The sequence below is a fragment of the Geodermatophilus sp. SYSU D00758 genome (assembly GCF_054049955.1).
On sequence record NZ_JBJGYK010000001.1, the window covers coordinates 336,644 to 358,109 of the forward strand.

General features: G+C 76.4%; 16 protein-coding genes. 6 read left to right on the top strand and 10 right to left on the bottom strand.

The window, feature by feature from the left end; translation table 11 throughout:
* Positions 1-3: 3 nt before the first annotated feature.
* Positions 4-1,119 (bottom strand): glycosyltransferase family 4 protein, encoded by a 1,116-nt coding sequence (locus tag ACI8AC_RS01715; protein ID WP_456894570.1) that lies wholly within the window; start codon positions 1,117-1,119, stop codon positions 4-6.
* A complete protein-coding gene (locus ACI8AC_RS01720; RefSeq protein ID WP_456894572.1) occupies positions 1,116-2,294 on the bottom strand; it encodes a hypothetical protein in 1,179 nt (392 codons plus the stop codon). Before ACI8AC_RS01720 ends, ACI8AC_RS01715 begins: the two co-directional genes overlap by 4 nt.
* Positions 2,295-2,529: 235 nt before the next feature.
* On the opposite strand from ACI8AC_RS01720, the gene ACI8AC_RS01725 reads away from it, so the two are divergent.
* Together ACI8AC_RS01725 and ACI8AC_RS01730 are read left to right on the top strand one after the other, a co-directional pair.
* On the top strand, positions 2,530-5,661 hold the full coding sequence (locus ACI8AC_RS01725) for an arabinosyltransferase domain-containing protein (RefSeq protein WP_456894574.1): 3,132 nt from the start codon (positions 2,530-2,532) through the stop codon (positions 5,659-5,661).
* A 117-nt stretch (positions 5,662-5,778) separates the two neighbouring features.
* A complete protein-coding gene (locus ACI8AC_RS01730) occupies positions 5,779-6,858 on the top strand; it encodes a decaprenyl-phosphate phosphoribosyltransferase (protein ID WP_456894575.1) in 1,080 nt (359 codons plus the stop codon).
* Between the two features lie 76 nt (positions 6,859-6,934).
* Here ACI8AC_RS01730 and ACI8AC_RS01735 read toward each other — a convergent pair whose 3' ends face one another.
* The 6 genes from ACI8AC_RS01735 to ACI8AC_RS01760 form a co-directional block, all read right to left on the bottom strand.
* A complete protein-coding gene (locus ACI8AC_RS01735) occupies positions 6,935-7,756 on the bottom strand; it encodes a DUF1028 domain-containing protein (protein ID WP_456894577.1) in 822 nt (273 codons plus the stop codon).
* A 65-nt stretch (positions 7,757-7,821) separates the two neighbouring features.
* The gene (locus tag ACI8AC_RS01740) at positions 7,822-9,924 is read right to left on the bottom strand and encodes an LGFP repeat-containing protein (protein WP_456894579.1); all 2,103 of its coding nucleotides are present in this window, start codon (positions 9,922-9,924) and stop codon (positions 7,822-7,824) included.
* On the bottom strand, positions 9,921-10,457 hold the full coding sequence (locus ACI8AC_RS01745; RefSeq protein ID WP_456894581.1) for a hypothetical protein: 537 nt from the start codon (positions 10,455-10,457) through the stop codon (positions 9,921-9,923). The genes ACI8AC_RS01740 and ACI8AC_RS01745 overlap by 4 nt, the downstream gene beginning before the upstream one ends.
* A 159-nt stretch (positions 10,458-10,616) precedes the next feature.
* Positions 10,617-11,285: a CoA transferase subunit B gene (locus ACI8AC_RS01750; RefSeq protein ID WP_456894583.1), complete on the bottom strand. Its 669-nt coding sequence runs from the start codon at positions 11,283-11,285 to the stop codon at positions 10,617-10,619.
* A 2-nt stretch (positions 11,286-11,287) separates the two neighbouring features.
* On the bottom strand, positions 11,288-12,091 hold the full coding sequence (locus tag ACI8AC_RS01755; protein ID WP_456894585.1) for a CoA transferase subunit A: 804 nt from the start codon (positions 12,089-12,091) through the stop codon (positions 11,288-11,290).
* 38 nt (positions 12,092-12,129) lie between these two features.
* The gene (locus tag ACI8AC_RS01760; protein ID WP_456894587.1) at positions 12,130-12,930 is read right to left on the bottom strand and encodes a TIGR03089 family protein; all 801 of its coding nucleotides are present in this window, start codon (positions 12,928-12,930) and stop codon (positions 12,130-12,132) included.
* 59 nt (positions 12,931-12,989) lie between these two features.
* Here ACI8AC_RS01760 and ACI8AC_RS01765 point away from each other — a divergent pair, with 59 nt between their 5' ends.
* Entirely contained in the window at positions 12,990-13,553 is a 564-nt protein-coding gene (locus ACI8AC_RS01765; RefSeq protein WP_456894589.1) for a phosphatase PAP2 family protein, read from the top strand.
* A gap of 87 nt (positions 13,554-13,640) precedes the next feature.
* On the opposite strand, the gene ACI8AC_RS01770 is transcribed toward ACI8AC_RS01765, so the two are convergent.
* Complete coding sequence (locus tag ACI8AC_RS01770; protein ID WP_456894591.1) at positions 13,641-15,107, bottom strand: LCP family protein; 1,467 nt, start codon at positions 15,105-15,107, stop codon at positions 13,641-13,643.
* Between the two features lie 373 nt (positions 15,108-15,480).
* Between ACI8AC_RS01770 and rfbB the strand changes: the two genes are divergently transcribed.
* The 3 genes from rfbB (at position 15,481) to ACI8AC_RS01785 (ending at position 19,984) form a co-directional block, all read left to right on the top strand.
* The gene (gene rfbB / locus ACI8AC_RS01775) at positions 15,481-16,503 is read left to right on the top strand and encodes a dTDP-glucose 4,6-dehydratase (RefSeq protein WP_456894593.1); all 1,023 of its coding nucleotides are present in this window, start codon (positions 15,481-15,483) and stop codon (positions 16,501-16,503) included.
* Entirely contained in the window at positions 16,500-17,390 is an 891-nt protein-coding gene (rfbD, locus tag ACI8AC_RS01780; protein WP_456894595.1) for a dTDP-4-dehydrorhamnose reductase, read from the top strand. Before rfbB ends, rfbD begins: the two co-directional genes overlap by 4 nt.
* A gap of 122 nt (positions 17,391-17,512) precedes the next feature.
* Complete coding sequence (locus ACI8AC_RS01785) at positions 17,513-19,984, top strand: N-acetylmuramoyl-L-alanine amidase (protein ID WP_456894597.1); 2,472 nt, start codon at positions 17,513-17,515, stop codon at positions 19,982-19,984.
* A gap of 52 nt (positions 19,985-20,036) precedes the next feature.
* Here ACI8AC_RS01785 and ACI8AC_RS01790 read toward each other — a convergent pair whose 3' ends face one another.
* The gene (locus tag ACI8AC_RS01790; RefSeq protein ID WP_456894599.1) at positions 20,037-21,368 is read right to left on the bottom strand and encodes an acyltransferase family protein; all 1,332 of its coding nucleotides are present in this window, start codon (positions 21,366-21,368) and stop codon (positions 20,037-20,039) included.
* Positions 21,369-21,466: the final 98 nt, after the last annotated feature.

Here is a 21,466-nt window from a genome sequence, read left to right on the forward strand (position 1 = left end):
CGGTCAGGCCCGCCCGGCCACCTCGAGGAACAGCGCCTCGTAGGCGTCGAGCACCGTGCCCAGCGCGTACCGCTCCCGGGCCCGCGCCCGCCCGCGTCCCCGGTCGGGGGGATCGGCGGCCAGCCGCCGCAGCCCGTCGGCGATCGCCTCGACGTCCCGCGGGGGGACGACGACGCCGAAGCCGGTCTCCTGCACCGGCGTGCGCACCCCCGGCAGGTCGCTGGCCAGCACCGGGACCCCGGCCATCATCGCCTCCACCTGCACGATGCCGAAGGCCTCGAAGGCGTTGACCGACGGCAGCGTGAACACGTCGAGCGAGGCGTACAGGTCGGCGATCCCGTCGTCCGGGAGGAAACCGAGCAGCCGGACCCGCGGGTCGCCGTCGACGACCCGGCGCACCTCCTCGACCACCGACCCGCCGGCCACCTCGGCGAAGTCCCCGCCGATGAGCAGCCGCGCGGCGGGGTCGTCGAGCGCCCGGAAGGCCCGCACCAGGTACTGCAGCCCCTTCTCCTCGACGATCCGGCCGAGGAACCCCACGTGCAGCCCGTCGCCGTCCCGGAACCGCGGAGCGCCGGCCGGCCGCTCCCGGCAGGGCGGGGGGATCGCCGCCGTCCGCCCGGCCATGGCCGGCCACAGCCGGCTGTGCCGCGCGTAGTCGTCGCTGGAGACCACGACCCGGTCGCTGCGCCGCAGGGTGCGCCGGCTGGCCGCGTCGACGCCGAGGGTCTGCACCCGGTTGAGCGCCCCCGGCGGCAGGCTCACGTCGCAGTGGTAGGTCGTCACCAGGCGCCCGGACCCGGTCAGCAGCCCGGACTCGGGCATCGGCAGGTGCAGGTTGGTCACCGAGGCGGTGCGCGCCGCGGACCGCACCCGGCCGACCAGCGCCGGGCTGAGCACGCCCTTGCCGAGGCGGGCCACGACCGGCGCCCGGTCCACCTCGACCCCCCGGAGCACCTCCCGCTCGGGCAGGCCGCGGTCGTGCCGGCTGGTCACCACCCGCACCCGGTGCCCGCGGGCGGCCAGGCCCTCGGCGACGTCGCGGGCGACGTTGGTCAGGCCGCTGACGTACGGGGCGTAGTAGTCCAGCGCGACGAGCAGGTCCAGCGTCGGGGTCATCCCCGGTCTCCGTTCGGGTCGGCCCCGGCGGCGGCGGGGCTGCGGGCAGGGACCGGCGGGCGGCGCAGCAGCAGCGCGAGGCTGACCGCGAAGGCCGCCCCGGAGCCGATCGCGAAGGCCAGGCCCGCCCGGGCGACCAGCCCCGGGGCGACGGCGAACACGACCGCGGCCACGGCCAGCCCCGCCGTCCAGGTGAGCGCGACGTCCCGGTGCCGCGCGGCGGCGAGCAGCGCCTGGGCGGTCACCAGCAGGCCGAGGTAGAGGCCGCTGCCGGCTGCCAGCAGGGCCATGGCCCCGCCGCCGAGGACGTAGCGGTCGCCGAAGAGCAGCCGGACCAGCAGCGGGCCGGCGACCCAGCCCAGCAGGGCCCCGGCGGCGGCCAGCCCGGCGACCGCGCCCGCCGTGCGCAGCGCCAGCCGGCGCACCCCGCCGGGGACCTCGGCGGCCCCGGTCAGCGCGGGCACGAGGGCGCCCTGCAGCGGGACGGCGACGAACAGCGGCAGCCGCACCAGCGTGAAGCCGGCCACGAACTGGGCGGCCAGGACCCGCTCGTCCGGCGCGGCGGCCGCCGCGGTCACCAGGACCGGGGCGGCGTTGAGCAGCGCCTGCCCGCAGACCGTGCCCACCACGAGGTGGCCGATCGCGGCGGCCCGCACCGGCGGCCCGGGGTCCGGGGCGCCGGACCGCCCGCCGCGCAGCAGCCACGCCAGCAGCGGGACGTGGGCCAGCACGACGGCGGCGACGAGCGTCCAGCCGAGGTCCGCGGCGGTGCCGGCGGAGCCGAGGACGACGACCGCCCCGGCCAGCAGGCAGCGGACGAGCGCGTCGAGCAGCAGGACGACGCCGTGCGCCAGCAGCCGGCCGCGGCCGAGCAGCAGCCCGCGGAGCACGAACTGGGGCCCCGACGCGAGCACCAGCACGACGAGCGAGGCCAGCAGGGCCGGGCTGCCGCCGAGCACCGGGCCGAGCAGCGGCCAGCCGGCGAGCAGCACCAGCAGCGTGAGACCGCTCACGCCTCCGGCCGCCCGGAGCGTGCCCGGCGGCAGCGGCGCGCCCTCCGGGCGCAGGTGCACGACCCGGGCGAGCTCCAGCTCGAGGGGCAGGAAGGCCCCCAGCCCGATCACCAGGGCCACCGACCAGAACGCGCCGAAGACCGCGTACTCGGGTGGTGGCACCGCCCGGGCGACCACGGCAAGGTAGAGGTAGGTGAGAATGCCGGAGACGACGATGCAGGCCGCGACCCAGCTGAGCGAGAACGCCAGCCGCGGGCTCCGGCGGCTCAGGACCCGGCCTCGTGCGCGCCTCGGTGCCGCTGGTGCCCGGTTCCCACGGCGACCACGGTAGCGGCGTGCGCCGGGCGGGACGACAGGGTGGCGGGCGGGGACGGGTAACGGGGAGGACGGGGCGCGCGTGGACGTGATCGACCCGGCACGGTCGGGGGAGCGGGCCCCGGACCCGGCGCCGGCCGGCCGCCGCGGCCGCGTCCGCTCCCTGCTGCCGCTGCTGGTGGCGCTGGTCGCCGTCCTCTGTGCGGTGCTGCTCCCGCTGGCGCCGGTGCGCATGGCCCTGCCGACGGTGAGCTGGCCGCAGGAGCCCACCCGCCCCACCTCGACGATGCTCGAGCTGACCAACCAGACGCCGCGGGCCCTCGACGTGCGGTTCAGCTGCGCCGCGGTGCGCGCCGCCGCGTCGACCGGGGAGGGCCTGCTGCTGTCGACCCTCGTCCCGGGCCAGCCGGCCGCCGACACCGAGGGGCTGCTGGTCACCGCCCGCGACGGCCGGCTGGACGTGCTGCTGCGCGGCGTCCCGCTGCTCGACGCCCCGCTCCCTCCGGGGCAGTGCACCCACCGGCTCCGCGCGGACGGCGAGGGCGCCGTCCTGCAGCGCGACGGCACGGTGCTGGCGTCGGTGGACGAGGACGTGCGGCCGGACGTCGACGTCCTGGCCACGGGGGTCACTTCGCTGCCGGGGGACGACGACCTGCGGGTCGCGCTGGAGGTCGACGCCCAGTTCAACACCACCCCGACCGCGGCCAAGCTGGCGCTGTCGGTCGCCGTCACCGCCGCCGCGCTGGCCTGCCTGCTGCTGCTCGCCCGGGCCGACCGCCGCCGCGGCCCGCCCGCGGCCGACCCCGGCCCCCCGGCGCGGGTCGGGTGGCCCGGCGGCGCCGTCGACGTGCTGGTCGTCGCTGCGGTGCTGCTGTGGTGGTTCCTCGCCCCCGCCTCCGACGACGACGGCTACTACGCCGCGATGGCCCGCAACGCCGGGGTCGAGGGGCAGGTCGGCAACTACTACCAGCTGCTCAACCAGTCCTTCACGCCGTTCACCTGGTTCTACCGGGTGCTGGGCTGGTGGCAGGAGGTCGGCGACAGCCCGGTCGTGCTGCGCGTCCCGGCGCTCGTCGTCGGCCTGCTGACCTGGCTGCTGCTGCGCCGCTACGTCAGCCGGCCGGGGGCGCTGCCGGCCGCGGTCCTCGACCGCCGCGGCGGACCGGCGGCCGCCGTCGTCCTCACCGGGGCCGCCTTCCTCGCCTGGTGGCTGCCCTACGGGATGGGCGTGCGCCCGGAGGCGATCGTCGGGGTGCTCGCGCTGGCGGCCCTGACCGGCGTGGTGACCGGGCTGCGCCGCCGCCGGCTGCTGCCGGTCGGCCTGGGCTTCGCCGCGGCGGCGCTGGCCGCCGCCTGCCACCCCACCGGCCTGGCGGCCCTCGGCCCGGTCCTGGTGGCCCTGCCCCGGCTGGCCGGGCTGGTCCGCGAGGGCGCCGACCGGCTCACCGCGCTCACCCGCACCGCCCTGCTCGTCGCGCCCGGTGCCCTGGCCGCCGTGGCCGCCTTCGCCGACGGCACGCTCAACGACTTCCTCCGCGGCCAGGAGATCTTCCTGTCGGTGCAGGAGCAGGACGCCTGGTACGACGAGTTCCAGCGCTACGCCTTCCTGCTCAGCGAGATCCCGATGGGCTCCTACGCCCGCCGGACCGCCGTCCTGCTCGGTCTGCTGGCCCTCGTGTGGTTCCTGGCGCTGGCCGCCGCCGCGCGGGTCCGCGGCGTCGCGGTACCGCTGCCGCTGCTGCTCGCCGGCTCCTCGCTCGGGGCGGGGTTCCTGCTGCTGTGGATCACCCCCAGCAAGTGGACCCACCACTTCGGCGCCCTGGCCGGCGTGGGCCCGGCGTTCCTGGGGCTCTTCCTCGTCTCGCTGCCCTGGCTGGTCCGCCGGGTGACCCGGGACCGCCCGGCCGGGACCGGCGTCCGGGTCGCCGCCCTCGGGTCGCTGGTGCTGGCCTGCGCGCTGGCGTTCCAGGGCCCCAACCAGTGGGCGTACAGCTGGCTGCCGGGCATGCCGCAGCCCATGGTGGCGCCCTACCTGGGGCCGGTCGAGCTGGGCAGCCCGGTGGTGTGGGCGCTGGTCGTCCTCGCGGTGCTGGGCGCGCTGACCCTGCTGCGCCGGCGCACCGGCCGGCCCGCGGACCGCACCTGGGTCGCCGTGCCGGTCGCCGTCCTCGTCTTCCTCGGGACGTCGCTGACCTACCTGCTGGGCAGCTTCTCCTACGCCACGCTCACCACCCTGGACGGCTGGTCGCCCTGGGCCGACGCCCTCACCGACCCGCTCGCGACCGACTGCGCGGCCGCGGGTGGCATCGAGGTCTACGACGTGACCGCGGGCGACCCCCTGCCCGCCGGGCCGCAGGGGGCCGCCGACGCCGCGCCGGAGGCCGTCCCGTCGGACGCCTTCGCCACCGGCGCCGGGTGGTTCGGGGTGAGCCCGCCGCCCTGGGCGGACGGCGGGGCGGCCGGCGGTGCGGCACCGCAGGTCTGGGGCAGCCTCACCGGCCCGGAGGAGGAGGACACCACCGGCACGCTCACCACCGGGTGGTACGAGCTGCCCGCCGGTGCGGGCGGGGAGGCCCCGGTCGTGCTGGCCGCCGGGCAGCTCGCCGGCGGCAACGGGCTGCGGGCCGAGTACGCGGTCGCCGGTCCCGCCGGGACGCCCCGGGTCACCGGCGCGCAGGAGCTCACCGACGCCGTCGACTCGACGGCCTGGCGCAGCTTCGTCCTGGACCCCGCGACCGCCGGCGCCGACGCCGCGGACCTGGTCCGCCTGGTGGCCGAGGACCGGTCGGGCGGGCCCGGTGGCTGGCTGGCGTTCGCCGCGCCGGTTCTGGCACCGGCGGTGCCGCTCGGGCAGTACCTGCCCGAGGACGCCGCCGTGGCCACCGCCTGGCAGATCGCCTTCCTCTTCCCCTGCCAGCGGCAGCCCGAGATCCGGCTCGGCATCACCGAGCCGGTGACCCACGGCGTCGTGTGGCGCCCCGGCCCCGGCGGCTGGGGCCTCGCGGACAACACCTGGCAGGTGCCGCGCGGCGGGCTGTTCGCGCCGGTGCAGCGCACCTCCGGGGTGACCGAGCTGGCCACCCGGTTCCCCGCCTGGCCCGACGTCCGCGACGTGCAGGCGTTCGAGTTCGACCTGCCCTACCCGACCGGCGGCTACGACCTGGCCGTCGACCGGGCGACGGTCGGGGGCTGGTCGGGTCCGCCGACCGGGTGAGCCCGGCGTGTCCTGGCCCACCCCGGCCCGGGTGCACTGGCGTCCGCGGCCCGGGGCGGGGAGGCTCGGCGGGGGCCGCGCCGCGGCCCGCCGACCCGGGGGACGACAGGAGGGCCAGTGGACGTCGAGGGGGAGACCCGCAGCACCGCGGTGCGCCGCGGCGACGGCGCCCGGCGCGGCGGGGGCGAGGCCGTGCGCTACCGGGACAACGTCGTTGCGGACCCGCCGGCCCCCGCCGCGGCCCCGGCCCCCGCCGCGAGCCCTGCCCCGGCTGCGGCACCGGCCGCCGCTGTGACGCAGTCCCCGCCGGCGCCCCGCACCACCGGCGGCGTGCTCGGCGGCCTGGTGCGCACCATGCGGCCGCGGCAGTGGGTCAAGAACGTGCTGGTCTTCGCCGCACCGCTGGCGGCCGGCTCCATCCTCGACCCCGACGTCCTGCTGCCGACCCTGGTCGCCTTCGGGCTGTTCTGCGTGGTGGCCAGCGGGGTGTACCTGCTCAACGACGTCCGCGACGTGGAGGAGGACCGCCGGCACCCGGTCAAGCGGTTCCGGCCCGTCGCGGCCGGGGTGCTGCCGCCGCCGGTGGCCGTGGTCGCGGGGGTCCTGCTCATCGCCGGCGCGCTGGTCGCCGCGGTGCTGCTGACCCGTCCCGCGCTCGCCGCCGTGCTGGGCAGCTACGCGGGCATCTCCCTGGCCTACGCCTACTTCCTCAAGGACCAGCCGGTCATCGACCTCGCCGTCGTCGCCTCCGGCTTCCTGCTCCGCGGGGTGGCCGGTGGCGCCGCCGCCGGGATCGCGCTGTCCCAGTGGTTCCTGCTGGTGGCCGCCTTCGGGGCGCTGTTCATGGTGGCCGGCAAGCGGTACGCCGAGCTGGTCGCGCTGGGGGAGCAGGCGGCCACCCGGCGCTCGCTGAAGGAGTACTCGGCCAGCTACCTGAGGTTCGTGTGGAGCCTCTCGGCCGGCGTCACCTGCACGGCCTACTCGCTGTGGGCCTTCGAGCTCCGGGAGGACGACCTCGGCTTCCCCTGGCAGACGATCTCCATCGCGCCGTTCGTGCTCGCCCTGCTGCGCTACGCCGTGGACGTCGACCGCGGCGAGGCCGGGGCGCCGGAGGAGATCGTGCTGCGTGACCGGGTGCTGCTCGGTCTCGGGACGGTGTGGGCCGTCTTCGTCGGCCTGGGGGTCTTCACCGGCTGACCACCGCGGGTGGCCAGGGGCACGGGCCGCGAGCGCGGGGGGTGGCCGGCCTCCCGGGCGGGCGGCGGCCCGCGCCTCAGCCGAGCAGCCGGGACACCGCCGCCAGCCGCTGGTCGCCGGCCATCGCGGCCAGCCAGGCCGACCACCCGGGCCGGTCCCGCATCGCCTCCAGCGCCGCCCGCGCCGCGGCCCGGTCGCCCCGGCGGGAGGCGGCCAGCGCGGCGTAGAGGTCCCGGGCGCCCTCGGGGGCGAACAGCGCCAGGTGCTCGTAGTCGCCCTCGTCGTAGGCCCGCTGCAGGTTGCGCAGCATCCGCAGCTGGGCCACCGGGTCACCGGAGTCGTCGACCCGCAGGTCGATGCGGACCCCGTCGTCCTCCTCGCCGGCCGGCTCGCCGCTGACCACGAGCAGCGCCGCCGACTGCCGGCCGCGCACGTCGCCCCCGGCGTCCTGCCCGGCGCCCAGCGCGGCGAGCAGCCGGTCGGCCAGGTCCCCGCGCGCGGCGGTCCAGGCCTGCAGCATCGCGGGCAGCACCTCGGCCGAGGCCAGCATGTTGCCCTGCACGCCCACCTGGTCCCCGAGCAGGTGGCCGCTGACCGGGAACGACCCCCGCCCGGTGTCCGCGGCGACCGCTCCTGCGGCGTCGAGGACGGCGATCTGCCGGTCGACGTCCTCGGCCGCGTGCGCCGCCGCCCGGACCAGCTCCGCGGGCTGCCGGCCCGCCTCCAGCCCGGCCAGCAGGCTGCCCCCGAGGCCCCGCCGGCTGCGCGCCTGGACGGCGACCACCCCGACGCCGGGCCGCGCGCTGGGCACGGCCCGGCCGACGGCGAGGATGCACGAGGAGACGGCGATGCCGAGCTCCCCGGTCGCCGGGTCCCGGGCGACCACGGAGAAGGTCACGCCGCCGGCACCCCGGATCGCCGGTGCACGACGGTGGCGGGGGATCCGGCGCTCACGCCCCGAGCCTAGGGGCCGGTGACCTCCCCGCTCGCGCGCGCGTAGGTCAGCGTGCCGCCCTGGAAGCGCTGCCGCAGGCCGCCGTCCACGGTCCGCGCGGGCTCGAGCGGGTAGCCCAGCGGGCCGGAGACCCCGCCGGCCGCGGTCCACGCCTCGAGGAACGGGGCGGTGACCGGCTGCGCCCCCGTCGTCGGGGACCACAGCACGGTGCCGCGCACGAACGACTGGGACGAGCCGCCGCCGGGCAGGCCGTACACCTCCTCGCCGGTCGGGTACCCGAGGGCGCCCCACTCCGACCCGGCGGCGGCCCACGCGGTGCGGATGCCGCCGCGGACCACCTGGGCACCGGTCTTCGCGGTCCAGTAGACCGACCCGCCGTCGAACACCTGGTAGCAGCCGCCGTCGGCCAGACCGCAGAGGGTGTAGGTCCGCGGGTAGCCGAGCAGCCCGCCCTCGGCGCCCAGGGTGCGCCACCGGTCGCGGATCGGCCCGCGGAGGACGAGCGCCCGGCTGCCGGTCCAGGAGATGGTGCCCCCGCTGAACTCCTGCCGGCAGCCACCCGAGGGCAGCCCGCAGGTCTCGCCGCCGAGCGGGTAGCCCAGGGCACCCCACTCGGCCCCGGCGGCCTGCCAGGCGGTGCGGATCCCGCCGTACACCGGGTGCGCCCCGGTGGCCGGGCTCCAGTAGATCGAGCCGCGCTCGAACTGCTGGTAGCAGCCGCCGCCGGCCAGCCCGCAGATCGTGTCGTGCAGCGGGTAGCCCAGCCCGGCCTCCCGCCGGAGGAGCCGCCAGCGCTCGGCGATCTCCCCGGACACCACGCGGGCCCCGGACTGCGCGGTCCAGACGACGACGCCGTGCTGGAACGTCGACAGGCAGCCCCCGCCGCGCATCCCGCAGGCCTCGTCGGCCGTGGGGTAGCCCAGCGGGCCGTTCTCGCTGCCGGTGCGGACCCAGCGCTTGCGGATGTCGCCGCGCACCATCCACGCGGGCCCCCCGGCCGTGGCCGCGTAGAGCGCCGCCCCCTGGTGGATCTGGTAGCACCCGCCCCCGACGAGACCGCAGGTGACGTCCATCAGCGGGTAGCCGACCCCCGCGCCCTCGTACCCGAGGGCGCGGTAGCGGTCCCCGAAGGGCCCGGCCGGGACGATCCACGCCCCGCTGCCCGGCGACCAGTAGACCGACCCGCCGGCGAAGCGCTGGTAGCACCCGCCGCGCAGCAGGCCGCAGACCAGGGCGGAGGAGACCTCGCCGAGGGGGCCGGTCGCGCCGCCCGAGGAGGTGTAGCGGGTCCAGATGGCCGAGCCGCCGACCGACTGGGTGGAGCCGAACCAGTCGGTGAAGTAGTTCCAGAAGTTCCGGTTGCCGTAGGAGGAGCACGGGTCCCCGGTGCCGTACCCGGCGGCGAGGGCGGCCTGGTTGGGGCGGTAGGGCGTGTAGTTGTACAGACCGGCGGTGGCCTGGTTGACGATGTAGACGTCCGACCGCCCGCACCCCGAGTTGGGGTGGTACAGGATCGAGTTGACGCGGCCGGCGCGGTAGCCGTAGGACGTCGGCTGGGCGGCGTACCGCTGGTACTGCCGGGCGGCGCTGTAGAGCTGGTTGACGAACCCCGCGTAGAGCAGGTCGCAGGGGGCGGTGTCGGGGCAGGCGAAGCCGGTGGCCTTCTGGTACCGGGTGGCGCTGGGGTTGGTCCCGCTGACCAGGCTCTGCTCCTTCTGCAGCAGCACGAGCAGCACCCGCGGGTTGGTGGAGCAGGACCGGGCGACCTTGGCGATGATCGTCGCCGCGCTCTCGCGCGCGGCGCCCCGGTACCCGTCGCAGAGGTCGTCCGCGGCCCGGTCGACGGTGTCCTGGACGTGGTCCTTGAGGCACGGGCTCCCGTCGGTGCCGCGGACGCAGCGGGCCCCCTTCGCCTCGAGGAAGGCCTGGATCGCCGGGGCGTCCATCGCCAGCGCGTCCCAGAAGACCGCGTCGCTGATGATGTTGCCGGGATCGAAGTACCGCAGGTCGGCGGCCCGGGCGGTGTCGGCCGGCACCGGGGTGGCCACCGGGACGGCGACCGCCGCCGCGGCCACGACGGCGCCGACGACCAGCCGGAGCAGGCGCCTCACGGGACGACGACCTCGAACGGCTCCGAGGCCGCGGTGGAGGTGGGCGAGGTGTAGACGACGCTGCCCTGCCACGTCCCGGGGGCGAGCCGGTCACCCGGGACCGCGAGCAGCGAGCAGGCGGTCGACGTGGCGTCGGCCGTGGCGGGGGAGGTGGTCTCGACGGCGACCCCGTCCCGGGACAGCGTCAGGGCGCAGGAGCCGGTGTCCTCGACCACCCCGGGGACGTAACCGGCGGCCTCCACGGTCCCGTCCACCTCGGCCCACCCGGCGTAGGTGAGGACCAGGTCCCCGCCGGTGACGGGCGCGGGGGTCTCCACCGGCGGGGCGTCGGTCGCCACCGCGGTCGGCTCGGGCCGGACGGGCACGGGCGCGCCGTAGGTGCCCGGGGCAGGAGCCGCCTCGGGGGTGGGCGTGCCGGCGGCGGACGGGGTGTCCGCCGCCGGGAGGCGCATCGTCCCGCTGACGGCGAGGCCGGCGCCGGCGACGAGTGCGACGGCTCCCAGGCCGAGGACGATCCGGCGGCTCCGGGCCATGGCTGTCTCCACTCCTGCTGTCCCGGGCGGCCGCGAGGGCGGGCCGCGAGGGCTGCCGGGGCCGTTCCAGCCGCCGGAGGACGCAGGGAGGTTACTGCCCGGAGCCGCCCGATCACCGCAGCGACATGGGAGTGGGACGGACGAGGTCGTCCCGGCCGGTCAGACGCCGGCCGGCAGGCGCATCTCGGGCACGTCGTCGGGCACGGTCAACGGCGCGCCGGTGTTCTCCGCGACCTCCTCGGGGCTCACCCCGGGGGCGGTCTCGACGAGGAAAAACCCGCCGGGGGTGACGTCGACGACCGCGAGGTCGGTGATGACGCGGTCGACGCAGCCCTTGCCGGTCAGCGGCAGGGTGCACTCCTCGACCAGCTTCGGGGACCCGTCGCGGGCGACGTGCTCCATCATGATGACCACGCGTCGGGCGCCGTGGACGAGGTCCATCGCGCCGCCCATGCCGTTGACCATCTTGCCGGGGATGAGCCAGTTGGCCAGGTCGCCGCGGGGGTTGACCTGCATCGCGCCGAGGACGGCGAGGTCGAGGTGCCGGCCGCGGATCATGGCGAAGCTGGTCGCCGAGTCGAAGAACGACGCGCCCGGCAGGATCGTCACCGTCTCCTTCCCGGCGTTGATGAGGTCGGGGTCCTCCTCGCCCTCGTAGGGGTAGGGGCCGACGCCGAGGATGCCGTTCTCCGAGTGCAGCACCACGTGCACCCCGTCGGGGATGTGGTTGGGCACGAGGGTCGGCATGCCGATGCCGAGGTTGACGTAGGCGCCGTCGGTGAGGTCGGCGGCCACGCGGGCGGCGAGCTGGTCGCGGGTCAGGGTCATGGTCAGTTCCCCTCGGTGGTGGCCTCGTCGCCGCCGGCGGCCGGGGTGGCCGGCGCGGGACGCGGGCGGGTGGTGCGCCGCTCGATCGACTTGCCCTCCGGCCCGACCTCGACGACGCGGTCGACGAACACCCCGGGCAGGTGGACCTGCTCGGGGGTGATCTCGCCGGGCTCCACCAGCCGCTCGACCTCGGCGATCGTGACCCGGCCGGCCATCCCGGCCAGCGGGTTGAAGTTCATCGCCGACTCGTGGAAGACCAGGTTGCCGTGCCGGTCGCCCACCGCGGCGCGCACCAGCCCGAAGTCGGCGGTCAGCGCCGTCTCCAGCACGTACTGGCGGCCGTCGAACTCGCGGATCTCCTTGGGCCGGGAGGTCTCCACGACGTTCCCGTCGGCGTCGTAGCGCACCGGGATGCCGCCGTCGGCGACCATCGTGCCCACGCCGGTCGGCGTGTAGAAGGCCGGCACCCCCGCGCCGCCGGCGCGCAGCCGCTCGGCCAGCGTGCCCTGCGGGGTGAGCTCGACCTCCAGCTGGCCGGAGAGGTACAGGCGCGCGAGCTCCTTGTTGCCGCCCACGAAGGAGGAGATCGTGCGCCGGATCCGCCCGGCGTAGAGCAGGACGCCCAGCGCCTGGTCGTCGACGCCGCAGTTGTTGCTGATGGTCGTGAGGTCCTTCGCGCCCTGCTCCAGCAGGGCGTCGATGAGGACCACCGGTACACCGCACAACCCGAAGCCGCCGACGGCGAGCACCGCGCCGTCCCTGACGTCGGCGACCGCCTCAGCGGCCGACCCGATCACCTTGTCCACGTGCACCACCGTCCGTCGGGCGGGCTGGGACCGGTCGGTCAGTCGGGGCGGCCCAGCTCGCGGATGCCCTCGATCGTGGCGCCGAGCGTAGCCGTGACCCGTTCCCCGGCTGCACGGGCGGGCAGCCGGCCCGGGTCGGCGCCGCGGACGAGCACCACCGACGCCCCGGCCGCGAGGGGCGCCAGCAGCCAGGCGACCGGCCCCGCCTCCGCCGCGGTCGCGGCGTCCACGAGCAGCCGGTCGCCCGCGACGACGCCCAGCCGGCCGGCCAGCTCCTCCGCGGCCGCGACCAGCCCGCCCAGGGTCAGCTGCAGGCCGCCGGCCAGCAGCCCCGGGTCCCCGGGGGCCGCCGGCTGCCACGGGGTGAAGACGTCCCCGTGGGCGCGGACCTCGAGGGCGAAGTCGCGGGCCGGCCCGGCGTACCCGGCCATCCCCGCGCCGAGCGGGTGCAGCGAGAGCCCGAGCAGCTCCGGGACGCCGGCGTCCTCCAGGGGGGCCAGTCGGTCCTGCGCGGCGAGGACGACGGCGACGTCGTCGAGCCGGCCGTCGTCCTCGGCGGCGGTGTCGAGCACCGCCGCGCCGCAGCTCCACACGCCGAGCAGGACCGCGGCGGTCTGCCAGTGCACCGGCAGCGCGACGGCCACCGTGCCGCCGGGCGCCACGTCGAACTCCTCCTGCAGCAGGTTGGCCGTCTTGGCCACCCAGTTGGCCAGCGTGGCAGCCGACAGCTCGACCCGGGAACCGGCGGCGTCGTCGTAGTCGGTGAGCAGCGGCGCGGCGGCGTCGCGGCGCAGCGCCCGGGCGAGGAGGTCGGCGGGGAGGGCGGCGGGCTGTGGCACGGACCCAGCCTGGCAGGCCCGGGCGGCACCGGCCGCCGGTACCCCTACAGTCGGCCGGCGTGCTGACCCGACTCGACCACCGCCTGCTGATCGCCACCCGCCGGGTGCTGGGCGGGACCCCCGCCGTCCCGCTCGCGCGCGGCCTGTCGGTGTTCGGCGAGCACGCGATCGGCTGGCTGGTCGTGGCGGGCGCCGGCTGGCTGACCGGCCGGCACCGGCGCGAGTGGGTGGACGGCGCGGCCGGTGTGCTGGCCGGGCACGCGGCCGGCGTCGTCCTCAAGCGGCTCGTCCGGCGCAAGCGGCCGCTGCTGGCCGAGGTCCCCGCGCTGGTGCGCACCCACCCCAGCTCGCTGTCGTTCCCCAGCGCGCACAGCTGCTCGTCGGCGGCGGCCGCGCTCGGCTACGCGCCGCTGCTCGGCCGGCCGCTCATGGGCACGCTGCTCGGCGGGATGCTGGTCTCCCGGGTGCTGCTCGGTGTGCACCACCCGAGCGACGTCGTGGTCGGCGCCGCCGTCGGCGCGGCCGCCGCCCGCGGGACCCGAGCCGTCCTGGCCCGGGTCCGCGCCGCGCGGCCCACCCGACACGCGGAAGAGGCCGCCGTGCCCGTGTCCAGCAGCGCCTGACGCAGGCACGGCTTCCTGTCCCGCGGGGAGGCCCCGTCCAGAGGCTCACCCCGAGCGTGCGAGGGGTGAGGAGGACGGGGTCCTTCTTCAGTTGATGCAGTCGGTGTCGGCCGCGGTGAAGGCGTCCTCGCCCTCCACCGGCTCGGACGGCGCGGCCGGCGCCGGCGGGGTGACCGCCTGACCGACGCCGTTGAAGTCGCTGCCGAGGACCAGGTGGACGGTGCCGGTGGCCGGGTCCTCGCTCTCCACCGTCGTCGCACCCGGGATCCGGTCGGCCAGCGTCCGCGCCAGGGCCTCGTCCCCGGCGGCGTGCCGGATCTCGGTGACCTCGTAGTCGGTGGCGTCGGCGTTCCCCGTGCTGCTCACCGTGAAGCCGGCCCCCTCCAGCTCCGCGGCGGCCTCGGCGGCCAGGCCGGGCACGCCGGAGCCGTTGAACACCTCGACGGAGACCTGGGAGGGCGCCACCGTCTCCGGTGCGGCGGGGGTCTCGGCGGCCGGCGCCTCGGCCTCGGCCTCCGGCTCGGCCGACAGCTCGGCGAAGAACTCGTGCAGCGTCTCGGTGTCCTCCAGCCGGAGGATGTAGCGGTCCTGGTCGTCCCGGTCGTCCCCGACGTAGGGGATGGTCTGGAACTCGATGCTGCCGGCGGTGACCGACTGCATCTGCCCGGCGAGGGCGAACAGGTCCAGGGACTGGTCCACGGTCAGCGACTCGGCGGCGGCCTGCACGAGCTCCCGCTGCTTGCCGAGGTCGAGCAGGACGTTGTCCGAGAGCATCTTGCGGATCATCCCGGCGATGAAGGTCTGCTGGCGGATGATCCGGTCGAAGTCGCCCCGCGGCAGGCCGTGCCGCTGGCGGACGAAGGCCAGGGCCTGCTCACCGCTGATCGTGGACTTCCCGGCGGGCAGGTCCACACCGGAGAAGTCGTCCTGCGCGGCCTGGCAGAGGTTGACCTCCACGCCACCCACGACGCTGGAGAGGTTGAAGAAGCCGAGCAGGTCCACCTCGGCGTAGTGGTCGATCATCAGGCCCGACAGCTGGCTGATGGTGCGGATGAGCAGCTGCGCCCCGGCCGCCTGGCGCTCGCCGGCCGAGGCGCCCTCGTCCGGCTCCGCGTAGCCGTAGGCGTAGGCGGCGTTGAGCTTGTCCCACCCGTAGCCGGGGATCTGCACGTAGGAGTCGCGGGGGAAGGAGACGAACGAGGCGCGCGACCCGTCGGCCGGGACGTGCACCAGGATCATCGTGTCGGTGTTCTGGCCGGAGTTGCTGCCCGTGCTCAGCTGCGAGGCCTGCTCCTCGCTGAGGGACGCCCGGCTGTCGTTCCCCACCAGGAGCAGGTTCATCGCGGCGCGCTCGTCGCCCGAGCCGTCGTTGCCGTCGAGGGGGATGGCGTTCGTCCGGTTGACGCTGGCGTCGGCGACCTGCCCGAGGTACCAGCCCCAGCCGCCGGTGCCCAGCAGCACGACGGACAGCACGCCGGCGACGACGCGGACGGCGGTGGCCACCCGGCTGCCCCGGGAGCGCTGCGGGCGCCGGCCGGCGGCGGTCCCGCCCACCGGTGCGTCCGACGCGGCCTCGCGGGCCGGCGGTCCCTCGGGCTGCCGCTGGCGGGCCGGGCGCCCGGCGCGGGGGTCCAGTCGCCCGGGGAGCGGACGGCCTCCTCGGTCGCTCGGCTCTCGGCTCACGTCGTGTCCTCACTGCTGGGTCGCGCCGACCACGGCACGGGTCGGGCCCGGGCCCGTCGCGCCGCCGGCGTCGTGGCGTCTCGCGGCGATGGTAGGTGCGTCCGCGGGCCGTCCCGGCCCACCGACATGCCCGCACCTGGTGCGGGCGGTCCCCGACGGCCCAGCGGACCCATCCGTCACGCGCCGGCCGACTCACACCCCGGGAGGATGCAGACGGGGCCGCGGGCGGGGGAGCATGCCTGCCATGCGCATCCTCGTCACCGGCGGGGCCGGCTTCATCGGCTCCCACTACGTCCGGACGATGCTGTCCGGTGGCTACCCCGGCTTCGAGGACGCCGAGGTGACGGTCTTCGACAAGCTGACCTACGCCGGCAACCTCGCGAACCTGGCCCCGGTCGCCGACAGCCCGCGCTACCGCTTCGTGCGGGGCGACATCTGCAGCCAGGCCGACCTCGACGCCGCCGTCCCGGGGCACGACGTCGTGGTCAACTTCGCCGCCGAGTCGCACGTCGACCGGTCCATCCACGGTGCGGCCGACTTCGTGCTCACCAACGTGCTCGGGGCCCAGCAGGTCTTCGAGGCCGCGCTGCGGCACGGCGTCGGGCGGGTGCTGCACGTCTCCACCGACGAGGTCTACGGCTCCATCGACGAGGGTTCATGGCAGGAGGACCACGTCCTCGAGCCGAACTCGCCGTACTCGGCGGCCAAGGCCGGCAGCGACCTCATCGCCCGAGCCTACGCCAAGACCTACGGGCTGAACATCTCGATCACCCGGTGCAGCAACAACTACGGGCCGTACCACTTCCCCGAGAAGGTCATCCCGCTGTTCGTCACCAACCTGCTCGACGGGCACCGGGTGCCGCTCTACGGCGAGGGCGCGAACGTCCGCGACTGGCTGTTCGTCGACGACCACTGCCTCGGCATCCAGCTCGTCCTCGAGGAGGGCCTGCCCGGCGAGTTCTACAACATCGGCGGCGGTCGGGAGCTGTCCAACAAGGAGCTCACGGAGAAGCTGCTCGAGGCCACCGGCCGCGACTGGAGCTACGTCGAGAACATCGTCGACCCGCGCGGCGGCGGCCACGACCTGCGCTACTCGGTGGACTACTCGAAGACGGCCGCGCTCGGCTACGCCCCCCGGATGACCTTCGAGGACGGCCTGGCCCTGACCGTGCAGTGGTACCGCGACAACCGCGCCTGGTGGGAGCCGCTCAAGGCCGCCGCGGCGACGGCCCACCGCACGGCGGGCTCGCAGGACGCCCGGGCGTGAGCCAGGGCACGAGCACCGCCTGGCTGGTCACCGGCGCCCGCGGGCAGCTCGGGCACGACCTGCTCGAGGCGCTCGCCGGCCGCCCCGGGGACGACGTCACCGCCGCCGGCCGGGCCGAGGTGGACCTGACCGACGAGGCGTCGGTGCGCGCCGCGGTGCAGCGCTGGCTGGCCGGCGTCCGGGCCGACCGGGCCGTGGTCGTCAACGCGGCCGCCTACACCGCGGTCGACGCCGCCGAGACCGACGAGGGCACCGCGCTGCTGGTCAACGGCCGCGCGCCCGGCTGGCTGGCCGAGGAGCTCGCCGGCCGGGGCCGGCTGCTGCACGTGTCCACCGACTACGTCTTCGACGGCCAGGCGACCCGGCCCTACCCGGTCGACGCCCCGACCGCGCCCCGCTCGGCCTACGGCCGGACCAAGGCGGCGGGGGAGCGGGCGGTGGCCGCGGCCGGCGGGGACGCCTGCGTCGTGCGCACCGCCTGGGTGCACGGCCGCCACGGCGGCAACTTCGTCCGGACGATGACCGCGCTGGAGGCGACCCGGGAGACCGTCTCGGTCGTCGCCGACCAGGTCGGCGCCCCGACGTGGTCGGCCGACCTCGCCGCCGGCCTGGTCGAGCTCGGCCTCCGGGAGGACGCCGTCCCCCGGGTGCTGCACTGCACCAACGCCGGGCAGGTCAGCTGGCACGGCCTCGCGCAGGCGGTCTTCGAGGAGCTCGGCGCCGACCCCGCCCGGGTGCTGCCGACGACCACGGAGGCCTTTCCCCGCCCCGCCCCGCGGCCGGCCTACTCGGTGCTGGACCTGTCGGCCTGGCACGCCGCCGGTCTGACCCCGCCCCGCCCCTGGCGGGCGGCGCTGCACGCCGCCATGGCGGACGCGCCGGCCTGACCGGAGCGCGGCGACGGCGGGTTGCCGGATCGCCTCAAGCCCGGGCCCGCTGCCGCCGATGACTGTGGTGCACCTGGTGCCCCCGGGGCACCCCCGCACCGCAGCACTCGGAGGACTTGTCCGTGCGACGCATCCTGGTCGGCTCGACCGCGTTCCTCACCGCGACCGCCACCGTCCTGGTGCTCCCCGTCTACGCCGCCCCCCTCCCGGAGCCGCACCCCGTGGCCGCGACCACGGAGGAGCTCCCGATGGGGTCGGTGGAGGCCCCCGCCGCCGAGGCCGACGTCCAGGCGGGCACCACCGAACCGGTGGACGGCCTGGCGGGCGACGCGCCCGTGCTGACCCTGCAGCAGCTCGACGTCGAGGAGTTCTCGCTCGTGGGCGTCACGTGGGCGCCCGACCCCGCGGTGACCGACACCCTCGTGCAGCTGCGCGTCCGGGACGCCGACGGCTCCTGGGGCGCGTGGACCGAGCTGGCGGTCGAGGACGCCGAGCAGAGCCCGGACGCCGACGCCGGCGCCGCGCCCCGCGGTGGCACCGCGCCGCTGTGGACCGGGCCCAGCACCGGCGTCGAGGTGGAGCTGGTCACCCGCGCCGGGGCGGCGCCCACCGACGTGCAGGTCGACCTCGTCGACCCGGGGAACAGCGCGGCCGACGCCGCGCTCGACACCCCGGCCATCACCGACACGGCCGAGGCGGCCATGGCGATGCCGCCGGTCTACTCGCGGGCGCAGTGGGGCGCTGACGAATCCATCCGCACCTGGGACCCGCAGTACGCGCCGACGATCAAGGCCGCGACGATCCACCACACGGCCGACAGCAACGCCTACTCGGCCGACGACGTGCCGGCCATCATGCGCTCGATCTACCGCTACCACGCGGTCAGCCGCGGCTGGGGCGACATCGGCTACAACGTGATCGCCGACCGGTACGGCCGGCTCTGGGAGGGCCGCTCCGGCGGCCTGGCCAGCACGGTCGTCGGTGCGCACGCCGGCGGCTGGAACTCCGGGACGTTCGGGGTGTCCATGCTCGGCAACTACGAGCAGGTCGAGCCGCCGCGGGTGATGCTCGACGCCGTCGCCGACATCATCGCCTGGAAGTTCTCGCTCTACGGGGTCGACCCCCGCGGCACCGCGAGGATGACCGGGGGCGGGGGCACGTCGAGGTACGCGGCCGGCAGCACCGTCACGCTGCCCACCGTCTTCGCCCACCGGGACGTCGGCTACACCGCCTGCCCGGGCCGCTACGCCTACGCCCGCATGGGCGACCTGCGGGCGCGGGTCGCCGCGCAGGTCGACCTCACCATGACAGCGATCGAACGCCGGTACGCCTCGGACGCGGGGCTGCGGTCCTGGCTGGGCGCGCAGGTCGGGGACGAGCGCTCCGGCAACGGCTTCGCCTGGCAGGAGTACCAGCACGGGCGGCTGTACTGGTCCGCGGCCACCGGGGTCCGGTTCGTGCGGGGCGACGTGCTGGCGGCGTGGCTGGCCGCGGGCGGGCCGGGCGTGCTGGGCGTGCCGACCACCGACGAGGGCCCGGCGGGCAACTGGGGTGCCTACCAGCACTTCAGCAAGGAGGCGTCGGTGTACTGGACGGCCGAGACCGGCGCCCAGGTCGTGCGTGGGGGCATCCGGAGCCGGTGGCTGGGCCTGCGGGCCGAATGGGGGCTGGGGTTCCCCCGCACCGGGGAGCTCGCCGTCCCGGGCGTGCCCGGGGCGGTCGTGCAGGAGTTCGTGTCCGGGCTGGTGTTCTGGTCGCCGTCGACCGGTGCGCAGCCGCTGCGGGGCGGGATCGGCGAGGCGTTCGCGGCCGGGGGCGGGGCGGCCCGGTTCGGGGTGCCCCTCGGCGGCGAGGTGACGGTCCGGAACGGGGCCGCGACCCAGGAGTTCTCCCGCGGGTACTCCCTGGTGTGGACGACGTCGGGTGTGCGGCTGGTGGCCGGGGGCATCCGGGAGGCGTGGCTGGCGCGCGGCGGTGCCGACGGCGCGCTCGGGCTGCCGCTCGGCGACGAGGCCGACACCCCCTCCGGCGGTGGCCGGTTCAGCGCCTTCACCGGCGGCACGATCGTCTGGTCGCCGACGTCGGGGGCCGTGGTGCTGTCCGGGGCGATCGGGCGGCGCTGGGTGGCCGCCGGTGGGCTGGACTCCTCGCTGGGCCTGCCGACCGCTCCGCAGCGGGCGGTCCCCGGCGGGCAGGGCCAGGAGGTCCGGTTCCGGTCGGGGGCGGGCATCTACCAGGCCACCGGGGCCGAGAAGGCGTTCCTCGTCCGCGGCGGGGTCGGTGACCGGTGGGCGGCCATGGGCGGCCCGTCGGGGCTGGGGCTGCCGGTGACCGACGAGACGGCCTTCCAGAACCGGGCGGGGGTCTACCAGGTCTTCGCCCGCGGCAAGGTGATGTGGTCGGCGACCACCGGTGCGCACCCGGTGTACGGGGCGATCGGTGCGGCCTACGACAAGGCCGGGGCGGAGTGGTCCCGGCTGGGGCTGCCCACCCGCGGTGAGTACGGCGTCGCCGGCGGCACCCGCGCCGACTTCCAGCACGGCACCATCACCTGGAACGCCACCACCGGCGCGGTCACGATCCGGTACCGCTGACCGGACGCCGACGCAGGAGGGCCCCGTCGCACGACGGGGCCCTCCTGCGTCGTCAGGCGGGGGTCGCCACCCGCTGCTCGCGGCCGGCGGCCGGCGGCGCCCCGCCGGCCCGGTCCCCGCCCGCCGGCGCCGCCGCCGCGGCCCGCCGTGCGCGGTAGCGGCCGGTCACCTGCCGGCCCAGGAGCTGACCGGGCTTCTCGATCCAGTGGTAGGTGAGGACCGAGGCGCCGAGGGTGACGGCGAGCATCGTGGCGAAGGCGGGCACCGGCGGGAGGTCCGGCGTCGGCAGCAGCAGCACCAGCGCGTGCACCAGGTACACCGAGTAGCTGATCGTGCCGAGGTAGACGAGCACCCGGGGGTAGGCCCGGCCGCGGAGCAGGAAGAGCGCACCGAAGACCAGGTACGCCGAGACGAACGTGGCCGCCTCGGTCCACCACTGCGGAGTGGCCCCGGTGGTCGCCTCGGGCGCGCCGACGTGGTAGCAGAACTGCACGACGACGATGCCGGCGACGGCGAGGCCGAACGCCCCCGCGGCACTGCGCCCGTCCAGCTGCCCCACGTCGTACCGGTAGAGCGCGGTCCCGACGAACATCGAGGCCAGCAGCAGCAGCGCGAACCACAGGTCGTGCGGCCGGTTGAGGACCAGCAGCAGGACGGCGGCGGCGAGGGTCAGGGCCACGGCCCGCTCCCGGCCGGCCAGCCGGGGGAGGACGACCACCGCGGCGAGCACGAGCAGGCCGAGGACCACCGCCGGCCACGACCGGATCTGCGTCTGCACGAGGAAGAACGGGACGAGCGCGCCACCGGCCACCAGCGCGGTCACGACCAGGCCGGTGGCGATGCCGGCCGAGCGGCGGTGCCAGCCCAGCATGAACAGCACGGTCATCAGCAGGTAGAAGACCATCTCGTAGCCGAGGGTCCAGGAGGCGCCGATGACCAGCGGCCGGGTCGTGAAGACCTGCAGCATCGTGGTGTTGAGCAGCGTGTCGGTGACCGGCCGGTAGCCCGCTCCGGGCGTGGCCCACGGGGTGGCGAAGGCCGCGACGGCGACCAGGAGCACCGCGAGGTACAGCGGGAAGAGCCGGAACACCCGGCCGATCCAGAACTCCGCGAGGTCCCCGCGGCGCTCCATCGACGCCGGGATGATGAACCCGCTGCAGAGGAAGAAGACGAGCACGCCGAACTCGCCGGGCCGCCACCAGGTGTGGGAGAAGACGACCACCTCGGGCCAGACGTGCTCGGCGAGGTGCTGGACGGCGACGACGAGGGCCGCGACGCCTCGGAGGGCGTCGAGGAACTCCAGCCGGCCGTTGCGCGAGCGCGCGGCGTGCACCCGGTCGCCCGCGTGCGTGGCGGGGGCCACCGTCTCGGGGGTCGTCGTCACAGGGCTCCTCACGCTCAGCGGTGGGACCGGCCCGGCTGTGCGCGGTCGGTCAGGCACGGTCACGGGCCCGGCGGAACACTCCTGCCCCGACCCCGGGG